The following is a 24,157-nucleotide window of genomic DNA, read 5'->3' as shown; positions in this document are numbered from 1 at the left end:
TCGTATTAAAAAGGAAACCTCGCGCTAAAGTACATCCCTCTGTCTCCTTCGCGGTTCAGGGTATACTCCAGCCGCAGCACTATATCGTAAAAAGTTACCGCGTGCAGCCCCAGACCGCTGCCCAGCAAGAGGCGGTTGGTAAGCGGGTTCTGCTTCTCGAAAACATTATCCACCACGTAGCCGGCATCTGTAAACGCATTAAGGTAGAGCGCCAGCGGGATGCGGTTGAACTTCGGGTTATCTATAAATGTAAGGTTTATACTTTGAATATCCAGCACTTGCCTGGAAAGGCCCTGCTTAAAAAGCCCGTAATGCTGCCCCCCCACCACGTACAGTTCATAACCACGCACATAGGAGCGATAGCCCAGGGCTATGTTATCGGCGAAGGCATGCCGGCCGGCCAATCGCAGCTGCCCCTCCGCTCCCGCCATATAGGTATATTTTTCTGAAAGCGGCACGTACTGAACGTACTTGGCGCGCGCGGCGGTAAACGGAGCGCCTGAGTTCTTTAAAAACATCGTCTGGGAAAGAATCGCTTCGAAATAACTACCTGCCGTGGGGTAAGCGAAATCGTTCCGGCGGTTGACAACCCGGTAGAGCTCCAGCCGCAGGTACTGCCGCTCCTGCTCCGCATTGCGGTAGTAGTCGGGGTTCAGCAGCGTTACGGAGTCGGAGATGTGCTCATCAAGAAAGGAGAGCCGCAGCCCCGACTGCCGCTGCACGTTCTGCCGGTGCACCAGTGCTGCCGATACGGAGGTGCGCCGGATAGGCATGCCGCTCTCCTGCTCAAAAAAACGCTGCTTGTTGTTTAGATTGGTGTAACTGATGGTGCGGCTGCGGTAGTCGGCTACCGAGAAATCGGCGCCGAGGTTGTGCCTGCGCCAAATGTAAGGAATGCGGTAACCCAGCTCCAGGCGCTTGTTGAAACCCCGCTGCACCCGCACGCGCACCTCTTCGTTGCGCCCCCTGAAGTTGCGGCGCACCAGGTTCAGGCCGTAATCTATCCGGCTCCAGTCTTTTTTCTCCAGCCAGGCGTTAAAGTTACGGTCGGCAAAGTCGAAGATGGGGATGGGATACAGGTAAAAGCGCTCCTGCACCTCATATTGCACCCGCACCTGCCCATCGGAGCAGGTGTAAGTATAGTTCACGTGGTGAAAGAGGCGCAGGTTGAGCAGGCGCGTTTGGTTCTCCTGCAGCAGCGGCTCCAGCGCTTCGGCCGGCACGGTATCGCCAGGGGCAAAAGTGAGCTCGCGCAGCATGACCTGGCTTTTGGTGGTCTCGTTGCCTGCAAGGCTGATATCAGCCACCACCACGGCAGGGACGGCGCAGGGGTCGGCCAGCACGGCGGCTCCGGAAAAAAGTATAAGTATAAGCAGGAAAACGCGCAACGGCATTTGCGCTGGCATTAGAGGTCGAGGTACTTGAAGAGCATATCGAGGCGGTCGCGGCCCACGTCATACTCGGTATTGTCGTTAAACTGAGCCGTGATGCGGTACTCGAAGCGCTCCAAAGTGGCGATAATGCGGCTTAGGTCGGTGGTATTAAGCTTCAGCGTCAGCTTTATCTTGTAGGGGTCGAGTTCGTCCGGCGAGACATAGGCGCTCAGTATCTTCACGTTCTCCTCCTCTATCAGGCGGCTGATCTGGCTCAACGAATAGTCGCGCTCGGCCATGGAGAGCACCAATATACTTCCGTTGCCTTGCAGGGCCGACATCTGCCCAAAGGCTGCCAAGGTATCGTTTATGGTGATCACGCCCATGTAGTCCTGCTCCTCGTCGAGCACGGGCACCACCTGTATCTTGTTCTTGATGGCGGCCTCCATCACATCGTAGAAGTGCTGGTTTCCCTGCACGTGCACCTCCTTGTACTCCAGCTCCAGATCCTTTAGCTGGCGGACACGGTCGGGCAGCTCAATCAGGTTCAGCTCCGTGGCAAGGCCCATGTACTTGCGGTTGCTTACCACCGGCAGCTCATTTACGCGGAACTCATCCATCCAGCGCAAAGCCTTGTCCACGGTGTCGTAGAGCTTCAGCGGCGGAATCATTTGGTTGATGAGTTCTTCTGCGATCATACGGATGAGACGGTTATCGGTGTTCTCTCTAAATATTTCTCTAAGATACTGTTAAACTTCTCCGGATGTTCCATCATTGGCGCATGTCCGCACTTATCGATAAAGTATAACTCGGAGTTCTCGATGAGCCTGTTAAACTCATAGGCCACAAGAGGCGGAGTGATCGTGTCGTTCAACCCCCAGATTAACAACGTAGGCACCTTAATGTTTGTGATATCCTTGGCCATGTTGTGTCGCTGCGCCGACTTGGCGATTGCGATAATACGCAGGCACTTGGCATTGCTGTTGGTGATGGAGAATACCTCGTCCACCAGCTCCTTGGTGGCTGTTTTCGGGTCATAGAACGTGTAGCCCACGCGTTCCTCCACATACTCATAGTTGCCGCGCTTCGGAAAGGAGCCGCCCATGGAGTCTTCGAACAGGCCGGAGCTGCCGGTCAGCACCAGGCGCTTCACCATGCTTGGGTTGTTCAAAGTATAAACCAGCCCCACATGGCCGCCCAGCGAGTTGCCCAGCAGTGTCAGTTCTTTTAGTTTCTTGAACTTCACGAAGCCTTCCACAAAATTTACCAACCCCGGCACGCCCGCCTTGTGCAGGGCCATTTCATAGATCGGCATCAGGGGGATAACCACACGGTAGTTTTTCGAGAAATGGTCTACAACGCCGTTCCAGTTACTGAGCGCTCCGAAAAGCCCGTGCAGCAACAGCAGCACTTCTCCTTCTCCCTCATCAATATACTGATATTCTCCTTCTTGTTTGACTTGTAAATCCATGAATCGAAAAAACTTTATAAAAGAAACGTGTTTTTGCCTCTAAGGATAGAGTTAACGTGCAATATTAGCAATTGTAAGCCAATTTTGGAGCATCTGTAGCCCATAAGTAGTAAGGGCCGCCTCCGGGTGGAACTGCAGCGCGTACAGCGGCAGCTCCCTGTGGCGAAAGGCCATCAATTCGCCCTCCTGCGTGTGTGCCAAGGGCTTTATACTTTCGGGTGTGTGGCGCAGCACCAGCGAGTGATAGCGTACCACGGGCATGCTTGCCAGCAACCCATCAAAAATCGGATCCTGCTCACAGGTTATCTCTGAGATCTTGCCGTGCATCGGCTTTAGCCCCTTCTCCAGTTTCGCCCCAAAGAACTCGCCCAGCGCCTGGTGCCCCAGGCAAATACCTAGCATCGGCACGCGGCTGTGGTAGTAGCGGATCACCTCCATCATGCTCCCGGCTCCCTCGGGCGTGCCTGGTCCCGGCGACAACACCACTGCTGCTATGGGCAGCTTCTGCAGTTCCTGCAGCGGCACATCGTTGCGCACCACCTGCACCTCCACCCCCAGCCTACCAAAGTAATCCACCAGGTTATAGGTAAACGAGTCGAAGTTATCGAGCAGGAGAAGCATGGGAGTTAAAGAATTTGGGAGTTTAGGAGTTAGAGAGTTTAGGAGTGCGAAAAGTTACAATCGGTTTATACTTTGCTGCAGTAGCTTTTAAAATTTATTTACCTGTAGGGTAAAACAAACACTTATACTTTACATGATTAACTCCTAAACGTTCTAACTCCCCAACTCCTAAATTCTTAAAAGTGTTGCCGCAGCGAGGTAATGAGCGCCTTGATGAACGGGAGCACATAGCTCAGGATGTCGAGGGCGTAGGGCGTGGTTTTAAGCACCACCGGGTACACCATAGAGGCATCTGCCGTATCTTTTGAGACACTGATGCCCGCCATTTCCGATACGTAGAGCAGCAGGCTCAGGGCCAGGCACCACTTCAGGGCTCCTAGTATGCTCCCCAGCACGTTGTCGAACAGACCAAACGGCGTGAAGTCGATCACTTTCTTGAGCAACAGGCCGCCCAGGTGAATGAGCAGGATAATGCCCACGAACACCACCAGGAATGTTACGTACGGCAACAGGCCGTGTGCATCGCCAATAAAGCCCGCCATCAGGGGCAGGGCTGTGTCCAGTAGTTTCAGGCCGCCTAGTATGGCCAGCACCAGCGCCACCAACGACACCAGCTCTAGCAGCAGCCCTTTCCGGAAGCCCATAAAGGCACCATAGGCAATTGGGATCGCCAGAAAAAAATCAAACGTACTCATATCTATAAAAAGGGTGGAAGTAGCAATACTTCATACTTTTTAGGCACCTATAGCCATGCCATCAGCTGCCTAAGAGTTACAGCTGTTACCGCCGCGGAAGGAGAGCGGCAACAGCTGCCAGTTATACTTTAAAAATCGGTGTTATTCAGCAGCTCGCCCACGGTCTGTGAGATCGCGCGCCCATCGGCCTGCCCGGCTAGCTCTTTGGTGGCCACACCCATCACCTTGCCCATGTCGGACGGGCCGGTTGCGCCTACACGCTGGATAATCTCTACCAAGCGGGTGCGCAGGTCTCCCTCGTCCAACTGCTTGGGCAGGTACTCCTCAATCACGGCCAGCTCTGCCAGCTCCACCTGCTCCAGGTCGGCACGGCCCTGCTGGGCGTAGAGCTCCGCCGACTCGCGGCGTTGCTTGGCGGCCTTGGTCAGCAGCTTCATCTCGGTGGCAGGGTCTATGCCTTCAGTGCCGCCTTTCTCGGTCTCGGCCAGCATGATCTGAGACTTTATACTTCTTAGGGCCTGCAGGCGGGCTTTATCTTTAGCCAACATCGCCTGTTTGATGTCGGCGTCAACGCGTTGTTTTAGAGTCATAGTTTTTCGATTTATACTTTTATCTGGTTGAAGTGCTTATGCTTACGTGGCTGCCTGCTTGTGCGGCTGCCGCAGCAGGCTGTCATCTTAAACAAAATTCCACTAATTTAGTCATTCTATTTACGTAAGATGAAATAGGGCCCAGGCCCAGGAACAGCGCCATGACGAAACTGAGTGTAAATATAAACAAAATAGCCACGCTGCGGAACGCCCGCGGCGGCGACAGGCCAAATGTAGTGCAGGCGGCCAAAGACTGCGAGCGCTTCGGCGCACAGGGCATCACGGTGCACCCGCGCCCCGACGAGCGCCACATTCGCTACCGCGATGTGTACGACCTGAAGGAGGTGGTAACCACTGAATTCAACATCGAGGGAAATCCCACGCCAGAGTTCCTGAAACTGGTTAAGGAAGTGCGCCCCGCGCAGGCTACTCTCGTACCCGACGCACCCGACGCCATTACTTCCAACGCCGGTTGGGACACCATCCGGCACAAGGATTTCCTGACCGATGTGATCCTTGATTTAAAGGAGCACGGCATCCGCACCTCCATTTTCGTGAACCCGGACGAGGGGATGATAGAGGGCGCCGCCTTGGTGGACACAGACCGCGTGGAGCTATACACGGAGACCTATGCCGTTGGCTACCACCAGGATCGGGAGAAAGCCATTGCACCCTTCTTAAAAGCGGCACAGAAGGCACAGGAGTTCGGCCTTGGCCTGAACGCCGGCCACGACCTGGACCTGGACAACCTCAAGTACCTGAAGGAAACACTGCCAGGACTGTTGGAGGTGAGCATCGGCCACGCCCTGATCTGCGATGCCTTATACTTTGGCCTGGAAAACACGATACAGCTGTACCTGCGCCAGCTGAAGTAAGCGATGAACAGCATCAGCATACAAGAGTTTCTGCAGAAAGCCGAGCAGCTGCCCGTGCTGGATGTGCGGGCTCCCAAAGAGTATGCCGTGGGTCACATCCCGTCGGCGCACTCCTTTCCAATTTTTGATGATGCCGAACGTGCCGTGGTGGGCACTGCCTACAAACAGCAGGGCCACGACCCGGCGGTGCTAATCGGCCTTGATTTGTTCGGGCCGAAGATGTCGCGGTTTGTGCAGGAGGCGGAGCAGTTGGCCAAAGACAAAGAACTGCTGGTGCACTGCTGGCGCGGGGGCATGCGCAGTAGCGCCATGGCCTGGTTGCTGGGCTTCTCGGGCTATAAAGTACACTTGCTGAAAGGAGGCTATAAGGCATACCGCCGCCTGATGCACGAGCAGTTTGAGAAGCCACGCAGGCTGCTGGTACTGAGCGGCCTCACCGGCAGCGGTAAGACAGACCTGCTGCCCCACCTGCAGCAGCTCGGTCAGCAAACTGTAGACCTGGAGGGGTTAGCCAGCCACAAAGGCTCTGCCTTTGGAAGTATAGGCATGCCGCCGCAACCCAGCACAGAGCATTTCGAGAACCTGCTGGGAATGGAGCTCCTGAAGCTAAACCAGGAGCAGCCGCTGTGGCTGGAAGACGAGAGTTTAAGTATAGGCCGTGTACAGATGCCCAAGCCGCTCTTCGACCGAATGCAGCAAGCCCCTACCGTTGTCCTGCAGGTGCCACGCCAGCTACGGGTACAGAAACTGGCGCACGAGTACTGCCGCACCGAGAAAAGCGTACTGGAGGCCTCTATACTTAGGATAAGGAAGCGCCTCGGCGGCCTGGCTACCAAAGAAGCGATAGTCGCCATTGAGGCAGGTGACATGGAGAAAATGGTGAGCATCGCCCTCTCCTACTACGACAAAGCCTATACCTACGACCTGGCCAAAAAGCAGCAGGTGCTGCCGCTGGAACTGCCTGGTTTAAATCCCGAAGAAAACGCTGCCCTGGTGGTGGCGTTTGCAAAACAACATAAGCTGCTTTAACATGGAAGAGACGACAACTGCCCAACCTATAAAACTTACCCAATACAGCCACGGCGCCGGCTGCGGCTGCAAGATATCGCCCAAAGTGCTGGATGCCATCCTGCACTCAGATGTTACTTACCCAGAGGAAAAGCGTCTGTTGGTGGGCAACAGCTCCCGCGACGATGCCGCTGTGTATGACATCGGGAACAACCGCGCCGTTATCAGCACCACCGACTTCTTCATGCCGATAGTGGACGATGCCTACGACTTTGGCAGGATCGCGTCGGCAAACGCTATTTCGGATGTGTATGCCATGGGCGGTACCCCGATGATGGCCATTGCCGTACTAGGCTGGCCCATAGATAAACTGGCCCCTGAGGTGGCCAAACTGGTGATAGAAGGGAGCCGCAGCATCTGCCACGAGGCAGGCATACCCTTAGCCGGCGGCCACAGCATCGACAGCCCTGAGCCTATCTTTGGCCTGGCCGTAACCGGCCTGCTCGACATCCCGAACCTGAAACGTAACGACACCGCCACCGCCGGCTGCGAGCTGTACTTAACCAAACCGCTCGGCGTAGGCATTCTTTCCACGGCCCAGAAAAAGGCTATACTGAAGCCGGAGCACGCGCACCTGGCCCCGCAGCAGATGATGCAGCTGAACAAGATAGGCGCAGAGCTAGGCCAGTTGCCCCAGGTAAAAGCCATGACCGACGTGACGGGCTTTGGGCTGCTGGGCCACCTCTCGGAGATGTGCGAGGGCAGCAACCTAAACGCCGAAGTATACTTTGATCAAGTACCGGTGATACCTGAGGCGCTGGAATACCTGGCGCAGAAAGCTATACCCGGCGGCACCCACCGCAACTTCGACAGCTACGGCCACAAAATAGCAGCGCTCACCCCAAATCAGAAACACCTGCTCTGCGACCCGCAAACCAGCGGCGGCCTGTTGGTGGCTGTTGACCCAGCCGGACGTGAAGAAGTGCTGCAGGTATTTAGGAAGTATAATCTACAGCTGGAGCCGCTGGGCGTGCTGAAGGAGCGGGAGAGCGAAAAGCTGATCAAGGTACTTTAGATTAAATCTTTTGTCACCCAGAAAAGCTTCCTAAGTGGCCATTGAGGACAAACATAGTTTAATGAACCTATCTCCTGTCTTCATCAACCAACTTAGCCTATACTTCCGTAAGCTTTACCTGATAATTGTTAATTGATAATTAACCGCTGACATACATGAAACTACACTATAAGGAAATGGGCCATGGCCAGCCGCTGCTGATTCTGCACGGCCTGTTTGGCACATTGGATAACTGGGCCACCCTTGCTAAGCGCCTGGCGGAGCATTACAACGTATTTCTGGTAGACCTCCGCAACCACGGCCGCTCCCCCCACAACGAAGAGCATAACTACGATGCCATGGCCGATGACGTGCTGCGCCTGGTGGACGAGCTGCAGATTTCGACGCCCGCCATCATGGGCCATTCAATGGGTGGTAAGGTGGCCATGAAGTATGCGCTGAAGTACCCAACCCGCCTTACCAAACTGATTGTGGTGGACATTGCCCCTAAAGCTTACCCACCGCACCACGACGAGATCATAGAGGCGCTGCAGTCGGTGGACCTGAGCAAAGCCACGAGCCGAGGTGAAATTGATGAGCAACTGGCAAAAAGCATAAGTGAGCAGGAAGTGCGTTTGTTCCTGATGAAGAACCTCTACCGCAAGGAGGACAACACTTTTGGCTGGCGCATGAACCTGGATGCCATTGAAAAAAACTACGAGCATATAGCCGCTGCTATCACCGCTGATGTGCCGTTCAAAAAGCACGCGCTTTTCATAAAAGGCGGCAGGTCCCGTTATATCAAGCAGGAGGATATTTACGGCAGCATTGAGCATCTGTTTACCCTGGTAGAGGTAGAGACTATCCCCAACGCGGGCCACTGGGTGCACGCCGAGGCGCCGGACGAGGTATACGAGCTTGTTACCAGGTTCCTGGATACAGACTAGGGACTAGGACTGACAGGATAAAAGAGCACCTGGATAAAGTATAGCATTTTGCTACGCTCTAACTTTTAAGCCTTACTGCTCATCTTAATAATCGTGATTTCAACAAAAGCTGCCACCGCCTCCAAAGCTGTGGCAGTTTTTATTTGCAGCCACTCCCAACAATTTAAGAAGTAAGCAATTCAACAATGTAATTACCTTTGCGCTATGAAAAAGACCGGCACATTATACCTAATACCCACCATACTTGCTGATGGAACACAAGACCAGGTGATCTCGCCGCAGGTAAAGGAAACGGTACAGCACCTGACCTACTTTATCGTGGAGAACCTGCGCACCGCCCGCCGCTATGTAAAAAGCATTTGCCCGGAGCTGGTGATAGAGCAGCTGCAGTTTGTGCAGGTGGACAAGGATGCCTCGCCGGCACAGGTGCAGGCTTCTCTAAAACCGTTGCTGGAGCAAGGGATTGACGCCGGCATTATCTCAGAGGCTGGCTGCCCCGGCGTGGCTGACCCAGGAGCCGAGGTGGTAAAGTATGCGCATCAGAAAAGTATAAAGGTTATTCCCTTCGCCGGCCCATCGGCTATACTTCTAAGTTTGATGGCCAGTGGCTTTAACGGACAGCAATTCTGCTTCCACGGTTACCTGCCCATAGAAAAGCGCGACAGGCTACAGGCACTGCGCCAGCTGGAGAAGGAGATGCAGCAGCGCAACCAGACCCAGATCTTCATGGAAACGCCTTACCGCAACAACAAGCTGCTCGAAGACCTGCTCTCTACTCTCCACCCGGACACCAAGCTCTGCATCGCCGCCAACATCACCTCCCCGGAGCAGGAGTTTATCCAGACCAAAAGCATCAGCCAGTGGCGCGGTAAGCTGCCAGACATACACAAGCAGCCGGCGGTGTTCCTAATTTACAAGTAATCACCGGTTGGCAAAAAAGCCCCGGCTCAAAGTATGGGTCGGGGCTTTTTTGCGTGTAAAAGAAAAGGCCCCCGGAAACCGAGGGCCTTTATCCAATGAAGAAGACTACTACCTAGTATTCTAATCTATCTACTTTATTTTTTAGCTATTACCTATCACCTTTGAAAGTGAAAGTCTCTGTGAAGAAGGTACGTGGGGCACCAGCTTGTACCATGATATAGCTTACTTCTAGTGTCTTAGTTCCTTCCTCCTCATCAACTGTAAATTTATTCACACCTGATGGGTCTAACATTGCAGCTCTTCCATTAGGGGCAGGCTGGCCATAGTAGTTAGTAACGCTAATTACATTACCCTCTTCGTCCATAGTAAAGATTGGAGCAAATCCGCCATATCCTGAGTAGCTGTCTCCATTCATAATAGTATGGAAATAGTCTCCCCAAACATCCGTGTCAAATAGAGCAACGGAGTTTTCTGACATAGTATGTAGCTCTACATTTAGAGGATACGCACCAGTAAGGTTTGGAGCAACTACATCGCTCATTGTACCTGTCATTTCATACATGCCATCATACTTGTTCTTGATGGCGAGCTGAGCAACTACTGTTTCTTTGCCAGCTGCAACTGGCAAGCCACCGGCATCCTCTATTCTGAAAGCCAGAGCGTACTTTTTGCTTAGGTCAGTCCACTTGCTACCATCCAGGTGTATAGTAAACTCTCTTGCAAAATCACCGCTATTGAACGTTGCAGTATAACCATTCCCTGACTTTGTAAAGCCAGATTTTTCGTCAACGGTATAATACTCCTCTGGCAGCAGCTCAAAGCCCTCAGGCAGCAGCTCTGCATCCGGTACTATTTTTACTGTTGCAGACTGCTGCAGTGATGAGCTGGAGTGAGCATCACGTCTGATACTGAAAGCATCAACCTTCTTCACGTCCTCAAACGGGCTGAAGAACATGGCTGATTTCTCCATTGTTTTTACAAAGGTCTTTCCTGCGTCGCCCAACTCCTCAAACTCCTCGTCGATACATGACGATAACGTGCCGGAGAAAGCTACTAGAAACAGTAGGTATCCTAAAATTCTACGTGTCATATTTTTATGAATTAAAATCTTTGATTAATAAATCAACAGTTATCCTATCGATCCCACCACACTTTGGAATCCTGGGTATCGCCTCCTGGCAAGTTAGCCACTGCCGCCTTAACAGCTGCCTCATTAGTTGTATACTCAGAAGATGCATACACATAACGAGTCGGAATCTGTTTAGAGCTGTTTACTGCATCAGGAGCTGGTGTTAGAGCAGGGAAACCTGTTTTACGCCAGATACTCCAGGCTTGCAAACCATTTGGATAAGCTGCGATGTAGCGCTGCGTAGCGATTTGCTTTAGGTTAGCACCAGTTCCTGCCGCAGCAGTAAGGGCTACACCATTTTGAGTAAAGTAACTCGTCGAGGGAGTGTATCCCCACATCTGGAAAGACTGTGTAATGCCTTGTATATACAGCGCCTGAAGGTCTTCACCAGTCCAGCCGTAGTCAGCAGCCTCAGCTCTAGCTAGAGTCACGTCGGCAGCGCCTATCAAGGTAACAGTACTGTTCTGTCTTCTAAAATCACCTCTCAGCACGCGCGCCCAGTTGGTGTTGGCATCTGTGAAGGCTGTAACTGTCTCGCGCTTGTAGCCATAAGGAACGCCTACATTTGAAGTTTCGGTATTACCTTCAGCATGCGCCGCTCCACCAAATGCTTCTTGTCTGGTATCACCAAATGTTGCCAATAGGTCTGTCATGGTTTTGCTTTCAGCAAAGTCATTACGTCCATTGTACAGCGACCACCAGTTGCTAGGGAAGTTACCACCAGGATAATCAATATCAAAGTTTTCTGCATTGGTTGTAATGATACCGGCTGGGTGGTTAAGAGCTGCTTTGAATTGTGATGCGGCATAACCTCCTGCATCGGGATACACCAGTGAAAGACGCAGCGCCATCATCATTCTCATAGAGTTTGCAGCTTTCTTCCAGGCAGCAACGTCACCACCATAGATCACATCACCTGTAATTGGGGAGTTATCCATAGCGTTCACGGCCTCTTCAAGCGTGGCGATCATGCCTTTATAAATTTCTTCCTGGCTATCATACTTAGGAGTAGGATTACCCTGCAGCGCCTCGCTGTAAGGAACATCGCCCCATCTATCAGTTACAGTCCAGAATATGTACTGCTGTAAAATTCTGGCTACCTGCGTCATGTTATTACTCTCACTTCTGTTAATAATATCCTGAAGATCCATTAACGGGCCTGAATAATGCCCTGTGAAAGATAGCTGAGGCGTGCTGTACAAAGAGGCCTCAGGATACTGAGTTTCTGAGAAATATTGTGCATAAAGACTTGGTCGAGTCTCGCTTGCATATCCTCCCAGCTGTGCGCCAACGTTCGTTAACAAAGCGCTCAGAATTGGCTCTGTTGTTGCTGCCGGGTTCTGATTCGTATCATCAAAATCGCTCATGAGCTCACATCCCGACACTCCCCACATGAGAAGTGCAGCAAATGCGTATATATATTTCTTTTTCATTATTTCTGAGTATTAAATGTATTCTCTCTTTTTAAAATTGGATTCTCAAGTTGAAACCTAAGCCTCTAGTACCTGGCAACTGACCGGTTTCACCGGCTACAGCAGACACCTCTGAAGGATCGAAGTCTTTTGTCTTCGCGTAGATCAACACTGGGTTTCTAGAAACAATTGAGAAATGAGCATTCTGAATAACATTACCCAAGTTCAGCTTGTCAACAGGGATTCTATACCCTACAGAAAGTTCTCTCAGCTTAACAAATGTCAGGTCGTAAACGAATTCATCGAATGCCAGTGAACCATACAAGCCATGGTAGTAATCCTGAGCTTCTACCCAGTAATCCACGTCCTGCCCTTCTTCGTTAACACCTACTACGTGCACACCACCGCCGTCTGCTACGGCATCCCTGATAGGGTTTCCTTTTTCATTAGTGCGGGCAGTACGGGCAGTCAGACCACTGTAGCTACCCCACATGTTAGAAAGCGAAACGAATTTACCACCTACCTGGTAGTCGATGTTAGCATTGATAGTGAAGTCTCTGAAAAGCGTGAAGGAGTTTTGAACACCACCTGTATGCTGCGGAAGCACGCTGCCAAAGTTCACATTAGGGTCGTTTACATAAGAGCCGTCATCGTTCAGCACCGGCTTGCCATCAATTCGCTTGATACCGTTACCTACTAGTTGTCCCCAACGCTCTCCTTCAGTATGTACCAGGTATGGCATGGTAGTACCCCATACTCCTTGTATACCAGGAGTCTGCGTTACACCTGGAGCAAGCTCAACGATGTCGTTTTCAATCAAATTAGCCCAGGTACCAGTAATATCCCAAGTAAATTTATCAGAGTTGATCGGCATACCATTAACCTGTAACTCTATACCTTTTTTGCTAATCTCACCAATGTTGGTATAAAGCGATGTATAACCGCTAGCACCATTTGTAACCAGTGGATAAGGGAAGTCTTTTTCTGCGCCCTCGAAGTAAGTAAACTGGAAACCGAAACGGTTCTGCAGGAAGCTCATGTCTAAACCAATTTCTCCCATAGACACAACTGAACCTTTGATATTAGGGTCAACAAGCTGGTTAGGTGTAGACATTAGGAAGTTGTTACCCCACTTAAATTGGCCTACACTGTAGGCAAAGCCCGGGTACACATATGCTCCGAAAGTCTCGTTTGTAGCGCCCAAAGCTTTTGGTACTTCACCCCATGACCCTCTCAGTTTACCATAGCTTATCCATTCATAAGAATCACTAATAAGGTCACTGAACACAAAGGAAGCGCCAAAAGACTTAGAAAGTACATCGTTATCTTCCGCTGGCAGCGTAGAGAACCAGTCATTACGGAGGGTTACTTCTGCAAACAGGAGGTTCTTCCAGCCAAAAGTTGATTTTACGAAAGCAGCATTGTAAGCTTCTTCAATTCTGTCATTCAAGATAGAAGGCTCATTAACTGAGTTAGAGATAGTGAACAGATCCGGAACGTTCAAGCCTTGATTGGTTGATGCCCCATTATACTTGTTTACCCATCTAAAGAAGTCAGCACCTGCGTTAGCCTCTAAACTGAAGTCTCCGATCTGCTTCGTATAAGAACCTACAAACTCTATGTTTCTTCTGTTAGAGTATGAATTTGAGGTACCATAGTAGCCTCTGGCAAATGGATTGTTACCAGTTGTCTGCAGGCCACTAAGTGCTAGTTGTGAGCTATACTTAGACTCTCCAAACACGGTATTTTGCTGCTTACGGTATGTAGCCGTGAAACGAAGGTCGTCGTTCACTTTGTATGTTAAAGCAATGTCTCCAAACAAACGATCACGCTGGTTCACCTGGTCAACTAAATCATAATATGTATAGAAGTTATACCAGTAGTTACCAGCATAGAAGGCCCTTTCGTTAGCCGGGTCATAGCTACCTGGGTTAGCTTTGTTCCAGCTTGCGTAGATTCCGTCCGGTGTAGTCAGGCCACGAAGCTCCTTCATAATTCCCATGTCCAAGTTTCTGTGGAACCATTGGCTGAATGAACCTGTAGTTTGGTTAGAATAAGCATCATCAATTTCACCTTTCAGCTTTGTATTAACATAGTTAATGTTAGCCGAAGCTTCGAAATGCTTATTTAGCTCGTATGAAGTTTTAATGTTAAGCGTGTTTTTGTTTAGGCTTGAGTTCGGGATCAAACCTTTAACATCCTGATTACCATAGGTTAATTTAAATGCTAGGTTATCCGTACCTGTGCTTAGAGTAACCGAATTGTTAAGGCTTACACCTGTGTTAAAATAATCTCTAGCATTGTCTGGCTGCGGATTCAGTTTTGCAGTCTGGTAAGAACGGCTGTGGCCACCATACCATGCATACCAAGGAATATATTCCTGACCAACCATTCTTGGCCCCCAGCTGGCGTCATCGCTGTAATCGTGGTAGTATTTACCGTCCAACGCTTTCCACTCTTCCGGATCACCGTCTTTCCAGTTGTACTTCACCAGGTCGCTAAAGGCACCACCCGCATAGGAGTTCTGGTAGTTTGGCATAATATAAGCTTTCTCAAACATGGCACCCATATTCAAGGTAACACCTACACCAGGCTGTTTTCTACCTTTCTTCAGTGTCATCACGATGGCACCGTTTGCGGCCTGAGAACCGAATTGTGCAGCAGCTGCAGGGCCTTGTAATACAGTAACACTCTCGATATCATCCATGTTGATATCTTCAGCGTTTGGTAGTATGGTACCGTCTACAATGTAAAGGGCCCCTGAACCTAAACCGAATCCGGAAGTACCTCTTAATCTTACCTCAGACTGTCTTCCCAGAGCAGCAGCTGATTGGCTTCTTACCTGTACACCAGCCACTTTACCCGCCAGCGCGTTGTTTACACTTGGCTGACGAATAACGTTCAGTTGCTCAGCGTTTACAACCTGCGCATTATTGGCAGTAGAGCGAGCAGTACGAGTAGTACCATAAGCACCTGTAACAACTACTTCAGATAGTTGCTGAGATGCAGTCCCCATCTCTACGTTTATAGTCTCAGCAGACCCAATAGCCCGTTCTACTACATCATAACCAATAAATCTAAAGACAAGGGTGTTGCCTCCTTCAGGCACATTGATAGAATAGCTACCGTCTGCTGCTGTAGCAGTACCAGTATTAGTGCCTTTCACCAGTACAGTTACGCCTGGCAACGGCTGGCTGGTAGCAGCATCTGTAACTCTACCAGTAATAGCCCTAACCTGTGCCATGGCCTGGTGTAACAAGGCCGTCACAAGCAAGAGACTCAGGAATAGAATTTTCTTCATTGTGTTTAAGTTTAAAGTGAGAGTTTAGGTAAAAAATATAAAAAAACTTATAAACAACAAGCTTTAACAGAAACTCAGAAGCATGCGGATACACTGCTGCACATACAGACAGCAGACAATAGCCCGCTATCTGCAGCAACCAAAGACAGGCAGCTTTTGAGGTTATGTTATAGATACCTCAGCTCAGCATAATCAATGCAGAGGAGGCACCTGCACCCTTCTAAAGCGCAGCAGCTATGAAGTTTTATATGAATTGAAGGAAGGATGTGTACAGCACCACAGGGGTGGAGCTACAATGAGTAAATAGTTTACCATACAATGTTTGTTTAAGGTGAGATATGTTTTAACAAGTTTATTAAAAAGCTATCATATTAACAAACCTATTATCTAATTTTTGAATATTAACTGTACCATAACAGCTTAAATTTACATCATGATAGTTTAAGAAGCATGTTTTAATCATTTGCACCAACTTTGTTTATTCAATATTTGCCTCGGAAGCAGCAGGAGCCAACTGCCACTCTACCCAAACGCCATACTCCCTTTAGGATAAAGTTCCCTGTTGTTCTTGAAGGCAAACATTAATAGCATTATCCAAGCAATTAATAATAGTTTGATACAGATAATCCAAAGCAATAAACGTCGGTTTCCAACTATAGTTAAGGTAAGCCTAAAATAAAAGGCTCCCGGAAACCGGGAGCCTTTTCCAATGAAGAAGACTACTACCTAGTATTTTACTTCATAATTACATAGAGCACCTTACTGAACATCCCAGAAAAGGCGGGTACTTGCCTCATCGCCGCCAATTGCGGATGCAGCGGCCGCTCGGTTTTCCGGGTTGAGCGTCTGCTCGTTGATGGGGTAAATCAGGCGCTTTGGAATGGTTAACTGAGCGGCTCCCTCTATAGCCGGAGGCTGCAGGTCAGGAGCATCCAGCCTGCGCCACGACAACCAGGCATCGAAGCCACGGTTATAGAACGCAATCCATTTCTGTGTACCGATTTTTTGCCGCCAATCGCCAGGGGCGGTGCTATAGTTTACCTCAGGCTGAGCTAGGTAAGCGTTAGCCTCTTCTACTGATCGACCCCAGTACGTAATGGATGCTGTAACGCCATTGTTGTAGTGTTCCTCGGCTGTCCCTGCCACGTTAAAGCCTCTTTCCACACCCTCTGCCAGTAAGAACTCAACCTCTGAGTAATCCAGCAGCAGCGCCTCAAAGGTAGGATCAGCGATTTTCTCACTCACCGTAGAGAAATTCGAGTAGTTGTTCTCATAGCCGTATATACCGCCGATAAACTCCCCATCTACATCTGTAAAGTACTCTGGCCTCCTTGGGTCATCCAGCTCATTCATGATGTCAACCAAGGTATTGGCGGCAACATAATCCTCTCTGGAAGTGAATGGCCCCAGCACGTTGTCCGAGATCGGGTTGTTGTTCGGTGGCGCACTCAGATAAGGGAAAACTGCATTGTCTGCATTGCTTGTAAATACATTAGGAGCAGCCTCTGCTACAATCGTTGCAGCCTGGCCAGGGTCAACATCGGCGAGCACCATTCCCATCTTCAGCTTTAAAGAGTTGCCGAACTTCAACCATTGGCTCATGTCCCCATTGTAAAACACGTCTCCTTCCTCAAACCCGGAGGCGGCAGGGTCTACCAGCCCGATGGCGGTATTAAGCCGAGTGATAAGGTCGTTGTAGATAGTACGCGCATCATCGTAGGCTGGCAACGAGTTGGTTGGGTCGAGCGCCTCTGTATAGGGCACATCTCCCCAGGTGGTCACAATCACGAACCAGGTGTACACCTCCATCATCTCTATTTGCGCCAACTGGTTGTTTTTAACCTCTGCTTCCAGAAACTCATCCTCTGTTACCAGTTGTTTGGCCTCCTTCAGGTCTGCCAACACATCCCGGTACAGTTCCTGCCACATGTTCTGCGGAATCAGGCGGGAGGTCATGTTGTACCTTGGCTCGTCCAGGTATTGCGTGGAGGTCCAGTGCTGCACATAAAACCTGTAGTTGTTATAGTTTACATCGGGTGTCGTCAGCGCGTCAGACAGGCTTAGGACGGCATTTGTAAACAATGTAACAGGCGGCGCCTCTGACGTTCGCTTCGGATCAACGTTGTAGTCATCCAGGTCATCTACGCATGATGCCACCAGCACCATGGAGAGCAGGCATATAAGAATCCTTTTCATCTTCTAGTTCTTAAAAATTTAGTCTAACATTGAAACCGTAGGTTTTGATGGCAGGATACGCGCCACTCTGGTAGCCTCTGCCTGCGTTGCCGGAGCTAATGCCCTCTTCCGGATCAGAATACTTCATGTTCTTATGAATGATCCACAGGTTACGGCCTATCAGCTGCAGGTCTATACCCTTTATAAAGCCGATGTTTTGGATTATGTTTTGTGGCAACGCATAGGTTAAGGCTAGCTCCCTAAGCTTCACAAAGCTTCCGTCGTACACATACCAGGCCCTTGGGGCACCAGAGAAGTTGTTCGCCGCATAGCCAAACGGAGTCAGGCCGTTGCCATTCTGGTTCTCAGCATAGACATCGTTCGGGCTGCCGTCCTCCTTCACACCCGGTAAGAGGATGCCCCCACCTTCCGCAACCGGAAGTCGGGATGGATTACCTTTATCATTCAGTCCGGCCGTGTGCGGATACAAACCTGTGGCCTCTCCGTACCACTGGTCCAGCGAGAAGACATCGCCCCCGTGGCGTATGTCAACCAGGAAGGCAAGCGTTATACCCCGGTAAGTCAGTGAGTTGTTCACGCCTCCCAGCCAGTCCGGGTTAGGGTCGCCGATGATGGCGTTGGCACCCGGGGTAGTCAGGTAATATCCGTCTGCGTTAACGGTTCTTTGCCCATTCGTGTACACAAAGTCGTTGCCTCTGATAACACCATAAGGATAACCTACCGCCGCATTGAGCGAAACACCACCCTGAAAGTTTTGCAGCGGAATGTTCTGCACATCCTCATACAAACTCAGCACCTCGTTTCTATTGCGCGAGAAGTTTAGGTTCACGGTCCAGGTAATGTTCTGTGTTTGCACAGGTGTAACGAACGCTGCCACCTCAATGCCCTTGTTCTCCACCTCGCCCGCGTTCACGAAGCGCTGGGTGTAGCCCGAAGCCGCAGTGGTACTTACAGGAATGATTTGGTCCACAGTTTTGGAAGTATACCAGGTGAAGTCAAAACCAAACAGGCCGTTGAAGAACTCTGCCTCCAGGCCGGTTTCGAAGCTTTTTGACCTTTCAGGCTTCAGGTTCTCATTGTTCTTGATGTTGGGAAGCGAGAAGAGCGGTGTGTTGCCATAGCTCGTCGGCTTATCATACACATCAAATATACTCAGTGCCGGCGCATCGTTACCTACCTCGGCATAGTTTACCCGAACCTTGCCATGGTTTAGCCAGTCCAAATCCAGTAAGTTTGAGAAAACCACGTTGGCGGCCACCGCTGGGTAGAAGAACGAGTTTTCATCCTCGGGCAGGGTGGTAGACTTATCCCGGCGTGCAGAGAGCTCGATGAACGCCATTTCTTTGTAGCCAAAGTTGGCATTGGCAAAGATGCCGTCCACACCGATGCGCTCGCCTTCCTCAAAGGGAGGTGTAGGAGGGTTGGCGGAGTTTGACAGGGCATACAAACGGGGCACAACAAGGCCGCCGTTCGTGGTCGCCCTTATAGAGTTCATGCGGCTCCTGCGCAGGTTGGAGCCCAGCAGGCCTGTAAAGCTGATGTTCTCGGTGAGGTCCTTGTTGAAGTTGGCAATGAGGTCAAAGTTAGCTTCGTTGAACTCCCGGTTGAACCGTGCATACTGACTCACGTCCGCACTTCCCACGGCTACACGCTCTTCCTGCATATCGGTGGTGGTGTTAAAGGCTGCCCTACCCATCAAGTTAAACCAGTCTGTAAACTTATAGGTGGCAGTGGCATAGCCATAGAAGTTATCCCTGCTATCGTTGGAGTAGTTCTCGTAACGCGACCAGTACGGGTTATCGGTGTAAATAGGGCCTGTGTTGGTGCTGTTCCAGTTCCAGGTGATGTTCTGGCGGTTTCGGAAGTACGCCTCCCGCTGCTCCTCAATGTCCACGTTGGTTTGCCACCATTGCCTGAACGCCTGGTTCGGGTTACGGCCATTGTAGCCTGTGCCATACCTACCGACAGCTACCGTACGGGCATAGTTGGCAGAGGCGGCTACCGTCAACCTGTCGGTCGCCTCGTAAGAGCCGTTAAAGTTAAAGAGGTCTTTGTCGATGGTGCTGTTAGGCAAGTTACCTTTTATGTCATTGCGGGTGTAGCCCAGGTTAAAAGTTGTCTTGTCACCACCGCCGTTAACCACCACGCTTTGGTTGGAGTTAACACCTGTTTCATAGAAGGTGCTTGGGTCATTGTCGGCTGCTACCCATGGCCTTGTCTGGCCGAAGTTGGGGTGGAAAGGGTCAATGGCGTCCCACTGGTATACCTGCAGGTTTGGATCGAACCTTGGGCCATAGGAGGCATCATCCTGAAACCTTACCACGGGGGCCTCCCCGCTACCTAAATCCCGAGCTGTACGGAACTGCTGAAGATAACCAGCGCCATACTCTTTCTGGTATCTGATAAAGGTGCTCTCATCAATCTGGCTCCAGGTCACCCCGCTGTTGATGGTCACGTTCAGGCTGTTCTTTCTGCCCTTTTTCGTAGTAATCATGATAACGCCGTTGGCTGCGCGGGAGCCATACAGGGCTGTTGCCGCCGCACCTTTCAGCACGTTCACCGACTCGATGTTGTCCGGATTCAGGTCGGCGGCGGCGTTACCCCAGTCTGTGCCTACACCACCTGCCTGCTGGTTACCAAAATCAGGGTTCTGCTGCGCTACCCTTGTGCTTGTGTTGTTGTTGGCGTTGCTCACTGGCACGCCGTCTATCACGAAAAGCGCCTGGTTATTACCCGTGATAGAGGAATAACCGCGGATAACCACGTTGGTAGAACCACCCATGGTGTTGTTGGTGCGGATATCCAGACCAGCCACCTTGCCCGAAAGCGTGTTAACAAAGTCTGCGGACCTTGTTCGGGTGATCTGTTCGCCGCTAACCTGCTGTGCCGAATAAGCCAGCTCGTTCCTATTGCGCTCAATACCCAAGGCAGTTACCACCACCTCCTGCAGTTGTTCTGTATCCGGCGAAAGCGCCACATCGACCGTAGAGGCATTCCCGACGCTGCGCTCCACATTTTCGTAGCCGATAAATCTAAACATCAATGTATTGCTGCCCTCGGGCACGTTCACAGAGTAGGTGCCATCCGCCGAGGTAGCGGTACCCACCGTGGTGCCTTTTACCAGTACGGTAACACCCGGCAATGGCTGGCTGGTAGTAGCATCCGTTACTCTACCAGTGACGGTCCTCACCTGTGCCATGGCCTGGTGCAACAGGACTGTCACAAGCAAGAGACTCAGGAATAGAATTCTCTTCATTGTAGTGTTGTAGTTAAAGTGAGAAGATTACTAAAGTTGTTTAGGTAATAGAGGCGTCAGGAGAACACACAAGACGGTGGAAGGCAACTGTGAAGCGTTTAGGAGAGGTGGTAGAAGCTCAGGCGATAGCAATGTGACCGCCTGGCAGTTAAACAATCTATTACATACAAAGCCGTCAGATTGCCCTCTGCTTTGCTTGATCTTATTTAGCTGTAATGAACCTTTAAAGCGGACCTAACGCAGTTTACCCGGCATCAGGAGGACATGAATGGTGCAAGGCTGACACGAGGAAAATAAGTATAGCTGTTTTCATAGTACACGGTATCATTATGGTTGCGCAGGAAGAAAATATAAAAAAAGTATAATTTCGTCTAAATTATCAGGTTCACAGCCCTCTCAACCCTTTTTCACAGCAGCGAACCCAAACTCACACCAAAACATAAATATCTATAAATCAGTATTTTAAAATAAAATATTAAATAGATATTAGCTTCAGAAGCAGCTTAGGCTATTTTATGCCATACTCACTCAAACCCACGCCTCTATAGTAATATTATACGAATAAAAAGCATATTATGGCTATTTATTGTTTCTTTAATAACTAGATCGGGATGCTAGGGGAAGGCTTTAAAACAGAATAGACGTAAACATTGTAGGTTTTATCCAAAACCCAAGAGCCCGGAGGTAAACTGTTACCTCCGGGCTCTTGGGTTAACTTTCTGTATACTTGGTTTAGCTAAAAAGCTGGTAGGTGATAAAAGCCATGACGTAAGCCAGGCCACTCATGTAAAGCAACTGGGCGGCTGGCCAGGTCCAGCTCTTGGTCTCGCGGCGCACAATGGCCAGCGTGCTCACGCATTGCATGGCGAAAAGGTAGAAGATCATGAGCGAGAAGCTACGCGCCGGCGTAAAGAACGGGTCGCCGTTAGCGTCTTTCTCCGACATCAGCTTTTCCTTGATGGTAGTTACATTTTCCTCCTCGCCTATACTATAGATAGTAGACATGGTGCCCACAAACACCTCACGGGCGGCAAAGGAGGTTAACAAGGCTATACCTATCTTCCAATCATAGCCTAGCGGCCTGATGACAGGCTCTATGGTGCGCCCCACCACACCGGCGTAAGATGACTCTAGCTGATGTGAGGCAATTCTATTTTCGATCTGCTCCGCGTTCAACCCCTCTGCCTGCGCCTCCCTGAGCGCCTGCGCTTCGGCACGCTCAAAACTGTCGCCAGGGCCGTAAGAGGCCAGCACCCAAAGTATGATCGAAATAGCCACAATCACTTTACCGGCCTCGAACACGAAGGCTTTCACCTTCTCCACGATCGTAAGCCCTACGTTTTTCCAGCGCGGCATCTTATAGGTGGGAAACTCCATAATGAAGTAGCTGCGCTCTCGGGCTTTCAATATCACCTTCAGGAGCCAGGCAGAAAGCACTGCCGCCAGGAAGCCGATCAGGTACAGGCCCATCAGCACCAAGCCCTGCAGGTTGAGAAATCCGAAGTAATATACCTCCGGCACCACCAGCGCAATCAGCACCGTGTATACCGGAATGCGGGCCGAGCAACTCATCAACGGCGTCACGAAAATGGTGATCATGCGGTCTTTCCAGTTCTCGATCGTTCGCGCCGACATTACCGCCGGCACGGCACAGGCCACGCCCGAGATCAGTGGCACCACGCTTTTACCGTTCAGGCCGAACTTGCGCATGATCTTGTCCATCATAAAGGTAACACGGGCCATATAGCCGGTCTCCTCCAGTATGGCGATAAAGGCAAACAGGATGGCAATCTGCGGCACGAATACCAGCACGCCTCCCAGACCAGCCAGCACCCCCTCTGTGAGCAGGTTCACCAGCGGTCCGCTGAAGTTTTCCTGAATGAGGGTGTTCAGGGCAGCAATACCCCCGTCGATCAGGTCCATCGGGTAACTTGCCCAGGCAAAGATGGCCTGGAAGATGAGGAAGAGTATAGCAAAGAAGATGAGGTAGCCGAACACCTTATGCGTCAGGACCTGGTCCAAGCGGTTGCTGAACTTCTCATCTTTGTCGGCCTTCTCCACGCGCACGGCATCCAACAGCAGCTCGTTAATGCGGGTGTAGCGGGCGATAGTCTCATCCGCCTGCCGCGCATTGGACCTGAAGCCCGCCTTCTCCAGCTGCTCGCCCAGCCAAGCCATTTCCTCCTCTTTCAGGAATTTCAGGCTCTTGTACTGGTGGGCATACTGCAGGGCCAGGTAATCGTTACTTAGGCCAAATCGGCTTTTTATACTTTGCAGCAGCGGTTGCAGATCGGTTGGAATGGAATAGAACGGCTTCTCCGGTGCGCTCAGGTGCTGCGTCATTACGATCTTAAGGGCGGCCACCCCAATGCCTTTGCGGGCATTCATAGGGATTACCGGCACCCCCAGCTCACGCTGTAGCGCCTCCACATCAATCTTCACGCCCTCCTGCTCGGCCACGTCCACCATGTTCAGGGCCAGCACCGCTGGTAACTGCAGGTCGGCCAGCTGGGTAAACAGCAGCAGGTTGCGCTTCAGGTTAGAGGCATCGGCGGTAAGGATAACCAGGTCCGGGAAGTGCCTAGAGGTTGGATCATAGAGCAGGTCAGTTATCACCCGCTCATCCAAAGATTTAGGGTACAGGCTATACGTGCCCGGCAAGTCAATAATCTCCGCCCTGATGGCAGGCGTAAGCTGAGTATAGCCAGTCTTCTTATCAACTGTAACCCCCGGGAAGTTACCCACCTTTTGGTTAAGGCCGGTAAGCTGGTTAAATAACGATGTTTTGCCAGAGTTCGGGTTGCCGACCAAGGCGATTTTCACCTCTTCCGGCTTGGCAGAAATACGCTCTGCCTGCTTTATCTCAGGTTGGGTAGCTACAGTCATCAGAAATCTACTGCTTGAGTAATATAGTCTCGGCTTCGTCTAAGCGCAGGGAGAGGGTATAGTCGTTCACAATGATGGTGATGGGGTCGCCGAGCGGGGCACGGCTATTCAGTTTTACCTCTGTGCCGGGCAAACATCCCATTTCAAGCAGTTTCAGGCCCATTTCGGGGTCTTTCAGGCAGCAAATCACGCCGCGCTCCCCTATTTTCATGTCGCGCACAGACTTGCGCCCTATATGCTCTTCTGCTCTGTGTTGCACCGGTTACCTCTCTTTATTTAGACTGTTTATAAACAACTGCAAGTTACGAGGTGTTCAACTTTAAAGCAAAAGAATTGAGAATTAGAAAACCCGCAGATGTACCAAGCTGACACTAAAGCAATTGCTAAAAAAAACCATAAGAGCTTTTTAACTCCTTCCTTTT

The 24,157-nt window shown here is 50.8% G+C and carries 18 protein-coding genes; 5 read left to right on the top strand and 13 right to left on the bottom strand.

Features of this window, described 5'->3' with window-relative positions; translation table 11 throughout:
- Positions 1-5: 5 nt before the first annotated feature.
- The 6 genes from PXG97_RS16015 to PXG97_RS15990 form a co-directional block, all read right to left on the bottom strand.
- Positions 6-1,406, bottom strand: coding sequence for a BamA/TamA family outer membrane protein (locus tag PXG97_RS16015; protein WP_276498797.1), 1,401 nt, complete (start codon positions 1,404-1,406; stop codon positions 6-8).
- Positions 1,406-2,071, bottom strand: a complete 666-nt coding sequence (locus PXG97_RS16010) for a CBS domain-containing protein (RefSeq protein WP_276498796.1) — start codon at positions 2,069-2,071, stop codon at positions 1,406-1,408. The genes PXG97_RS16015 and PXG97_RS16010 overlap by 1 nt, the downstream gene beginning before the upstream one ends.
- Positions 2,068-2,844: an alpha/beta fold hydrolase gene (locus PXG97_RS16005; protein WP_276498795.1), complete on the bottom strand. Its 777-nt coding sequence runs from the start codon at positions 2,842-2,844 to the stop codon at positions 2,068-2,070. Before PXG97_RS16005 ends, PXG97_RS16010 begins: the two co-directional genes overlap by 4 nt.
- Before the next feature lie 51 nt (positions 2,845-2,895).
- Positions 2,896-3,465, bottom strand: a complete 570-nt coding sequence (locus PXG97_RS16000) for an anthranilate synthase component II (RefSeq protein ID WP_276498794.1) — start codon at positions 3,463-3,465, stop codon at positions 2,896-2,898.
- 176 nt (positions 3,466-3,641) lie between these two features.
- Positions 3,642-4,160 (bottom strand): CvpA family protein, encoded by a 519-nt coding sequence (locus PXG97_RS15995; RefSeq protein ID WP_276498793.1) that lies wholly within the window; start codon positions 4,158-4,160, stop codon positions 3,642-3,644.
- Between the two features lie 128 nt (positions 4,161-4,288).
- The gene (locus tag PXG97_RS15990) at positions 4,289-4,750 is read right to left on the bottom strand and encodes a GatB/YqeY domain-containing protein (protein WP_276498792.1); all 462 of its coding nucleotides are present in this window, start codon (positions 4,748-4,750) and stop codon (positions 4,289-4,291) included.
- Between the two features lie 161 nt (positions 4,751-4,911).
- Here PXG97_RS15990 and PXG97_RS15985 point away from each other — a divergent pair, with 161 nt between their 5' ends.
- The 5 genes from PXG97_RS15985 to PXG97_RS15965 all read left to right on the top strand — a co-directional run bounded on the left by PXG97_RS15985 (position 4,912) and on the right by PXG97_RS15965 (position 9,555).
- Positions 4,912-5,625 (top strand): pyridoxine 5'-phosphate synthase, encoded by a 714-nt coding sequence (locus PXG97_RS15985; RefSeq protein ID WP_276498791.1) that lies wholly within the window; start codon positions 4,912-4,914, stop codon positions 5,623-5,625.
- Between the two features lie 3 nt (positions 5,626-5,628).
- Positions 5,629-6,654, top strand: a complete 1,026-nt coding sequence (gene mnmH / locus PXG97_RS15980) for a tRNA 2-selenouridine(34) synthase MnmH (RefSeq protein WP_276498790.1) — start codon at positions 5,629-5,631, stop codon at positions 6,652-6,654.
- Between the two features lies 1 nt (position 6,655).
- Positions 6,656-7,708, top strand: a complete 1,053-nt coding sequence (gene selD, locus PXG97_RS15975) for a selenide, water dikinase SelD (protein WP_276498789.1) — start codon at positions 6,656-6,658, stop codon at positions 7,706-7,708.
- A gap of 155 nt (positions 7,709-7,863) precedes the next feature.
- Positions 7,864-8,634, top strand: a complete 771-nt coding sequence (locus PXG97_RS15970; RefSeq protein WP_276498788.1) for an alpha/beta fold hydrolase — start codon at positions 7,864-7,866, stop codon at positions 8,632-8,634.
- Between the two features lie 204 nt (positions 8,635-8,838).
- Positions 8,839-9,555 carry an SAM-dependent methyltransferase gene (locus PXG97_RS15965; RefSeq protein ID WP_276498787.1) on the top strand — a complete coding sequence of 239 codons (717 nt, stop codon included), beginning with the start codon at positions 8,839-8,841 and terminating at the stop codon, positions 9,553-9,555.
- A gap of 148 nt (positions 9,556-9,703) precedes the next feature.
- Here PXG97_RS15965 and PXG97_RS15960 read toward each other — a convergent pair whose 3' ends face one another.
- From PXG97_RS15960 to PXG97_RS15930, 7 genes are all read right to left on the bottom strand, one after another.
- Positions 9,704-10,645, bottom strand: a complete 942-nt coding sequence (locus tag PXG97_RS15960) for a BT_3987 domain-containing protein (protein ID WP_276498786.1) — start codon at positions 10,643-10,645, stop codon at positions 9,704-9,706.
- 44 nt (positions 10,646-10,689) lie between these two features.
- Complete coding sequence (locus PXG97_RS15955) at positions 10,690-12,117, bottom strand: SusD/RagB family nutrient-binding outer membrane lipoprotein (protein ID WP_276498785.1); 1,428 nt, start codon at positions 12,115-12,117, stop codon at positions 10,690-10,692.
- Between the two features lie 31 nt (positions 12,118-12,148).
- Positions 12,149-15,397 (bottom strand): SusC/RagA family TonB-linked outer membrane protein, encoded by a 3,249-nt coding sequence (locus PXG97_RS15950; protein ID WP_276498784.1) that lies wholly within the window; start codon positions 15,395-15,397, stop codon positions 12,149-12,151.
- 759 nt (positions 15,398-16,156) lie between these two features.
- On the bottom strand, positions 16,157-17,593 hold the full coding sequence (locus PXG97_RS15945) for a SusD/RagB family nutrient-binding outer membrane lipoprotein (protein ID WP_276498783.1): 1,437 nt from the start codon (positions 17,591-17,593) through the stop codon (positions 16,157-16,159).
- Positions 17,594-17,603: 10 nt separating this feature from the next.
- Positions 17,604-20,849, bottom strand: coding sequence for a SusC/RagA family TonB-linked outer membrane protein (locus PXG97_RS15940; RefSeq protein WP_276498782.1), 3,246 nt, complete (start codon positions 20,847-20,849; stop codon positions 17,604-17,606).
- A 732-nt stretch (positions 20,850-21,581) separates the two neighbouring features.
- The gene (gene feoB / locus PXG97_RS15935) at positions 21,582-23,735 is read right to left on the bottom strand and encodes a ferrous iron transport protein B (protein ID WP_276498781.1); all 2,154 of its coding nucleotides are present in this window, start codon (positions 23,733-23,735) and stop codon (positions 21,582-21,584) included.
- A 7-nt stretch (positions 23,736-23,742) separates the two neighbouring features.
- Positions 23,743-23,946 (bottom strand): FeoA family protein, encoded by a 204-nt coding sequence (locus PXG97_RS15930; RefSeq protein ID WP_276498823.1) that lies wholly within the window; start codon positions 23,944-23,946, stop codon positions 23,743-23,745.
- Positions 23,947-24,157: the final 211 nt, after the last annotated feature.

Origin of the sequence: Pontibacter litorisediminis (assembly GCF_029360645.1) — a bacterium.
Taxonomy (GTDB): Bacteria; Bacteroidota; Bacteroidia; order Cytophagales; family Hymenobacteraceae; genus Pontibacter; species Pontibacter litorisediminis.
This window is presented reverse-complemented; position numbering and strand designations above follow the sequence as displayed.

Coding starts and splice junctions, on each gene's coding strand:
- PXG97_RS16015 (WP_276498797.1), bottom strand. CDS start 1,406: ATGCCAGCGCAAATGCCGTTGCGCGTTTTCCTGCTTATACTTATACTT.
- PXG97_RS16010 (WP_276498796.1), bottom strand. CDS start 2,071: ATGATCGCAGAAGAACTCATCAACCAAATGATTCCGCCGCTGAAGCTC.
- PXG97_RS16005 (WP_276498795.1), bottom strand. CDS start 2,844: ATGGATTTACAAGTCAAACAAGAAGGAGAATATCAGTATATTGATGAG.
- PXG97_RS16000 (WP_276498794.1), bottom strand. CDS start 3,465: ATGCTTCTCCTGCTCGATAACTTCGACTCGTTTACCTATAACCTGGTG.
- PXG97_RS15995 (WP_276498793.1), bottom strand. CDS start 4,160: ATGAGTACGTTTGATTTTTTTCTGGCGATCCCAATTGCCTATGGTGCC.
- PXG97_RS15990 (WP_276498792.1), bottom strand. CDS start 4,750: ATGACTCTAAAACAACGCGTTGACGCCGACATCAAACAGGCGATGTTG.
- PXG97_RS15985 (WP_276498791.1), top strand. CDS start 4,912: ATGACGAAACTGAGTGTAAATATAAACAAAATAGCCACGCTGCGGAAC.
- mnmH (WP_276498790.1), top strand. CDS start 5,629: ATGAACAGCATCAGCATACAAGAGTTTCTGCAGAAAGCCGAGCAGCTG.
- selD (WP_276498789.1), top strand. CDS start 6,656: ATGGAAGAGACGACAACTGCCCAACCTATAAAACTTACCCAATACAGC.
- PXG97_RS15970 (WP_276498788.1), top strand. CDS start 7,864: ATGAAACTACACTATAAGGAAATGGGCCATGGCCAGCCGCTGCTGATT.
- PXG97_RS15965 (WP_276498787.1), top strand. CDS start 8,839: ATGAAAAAGACCGGCACATTATACCTAATACCCACCATACTTGCTGAT.
- PXG97_RS15960 (WP_276498786.1), bottom strand. CDS start 10,645: ATGACACGTAGAATTTTAGGATACCTACTGTTTCTAGTAGCTTTCTCC.
- PXG97_RS15955 (WP_276498785.1), bottom strand. CDS start 12,117: ATGAAAAAGAAATATATATACGCATTTGCTGCACTTCTCATGTGGGGA.
- PXG97_RS15950 (WP_276498784.1), bottom strand. CDS start 15,397: ATGAAGAAAATTCTATTCCTGAGTCTCTTGCTTGTGACGGCCTTGTTA.
- PXG97_RS15945 (WP_276498783.1), bottom strand. CDS start 17,593: ATGAAAAGGATTCTTATATGCCTGCTCTCCATGGTGCTGGTGGCATCA.
- PXG97_RS15940 (WP_276498782.1), bottom strand. CDS start 20,849: ATGAAGAGAATTCTATTCCTGAGTCTCTTGCTTGTGACAGTCCTGTTG.
- feoB (WP_276498781.1), bottom strand. CDS start 23,735: ATGACTGTAGCTACCCAACCTGAGATAAAGCAGGCAGAGCGTATTTCT.
- PXG97_RS15930 (WP_276498823.1), bottom strand. CDS start 23,946: ATGAAAATAGGGGAGCGCGGCGTGATTTGCTGCCTGAAAGACCCCGAA.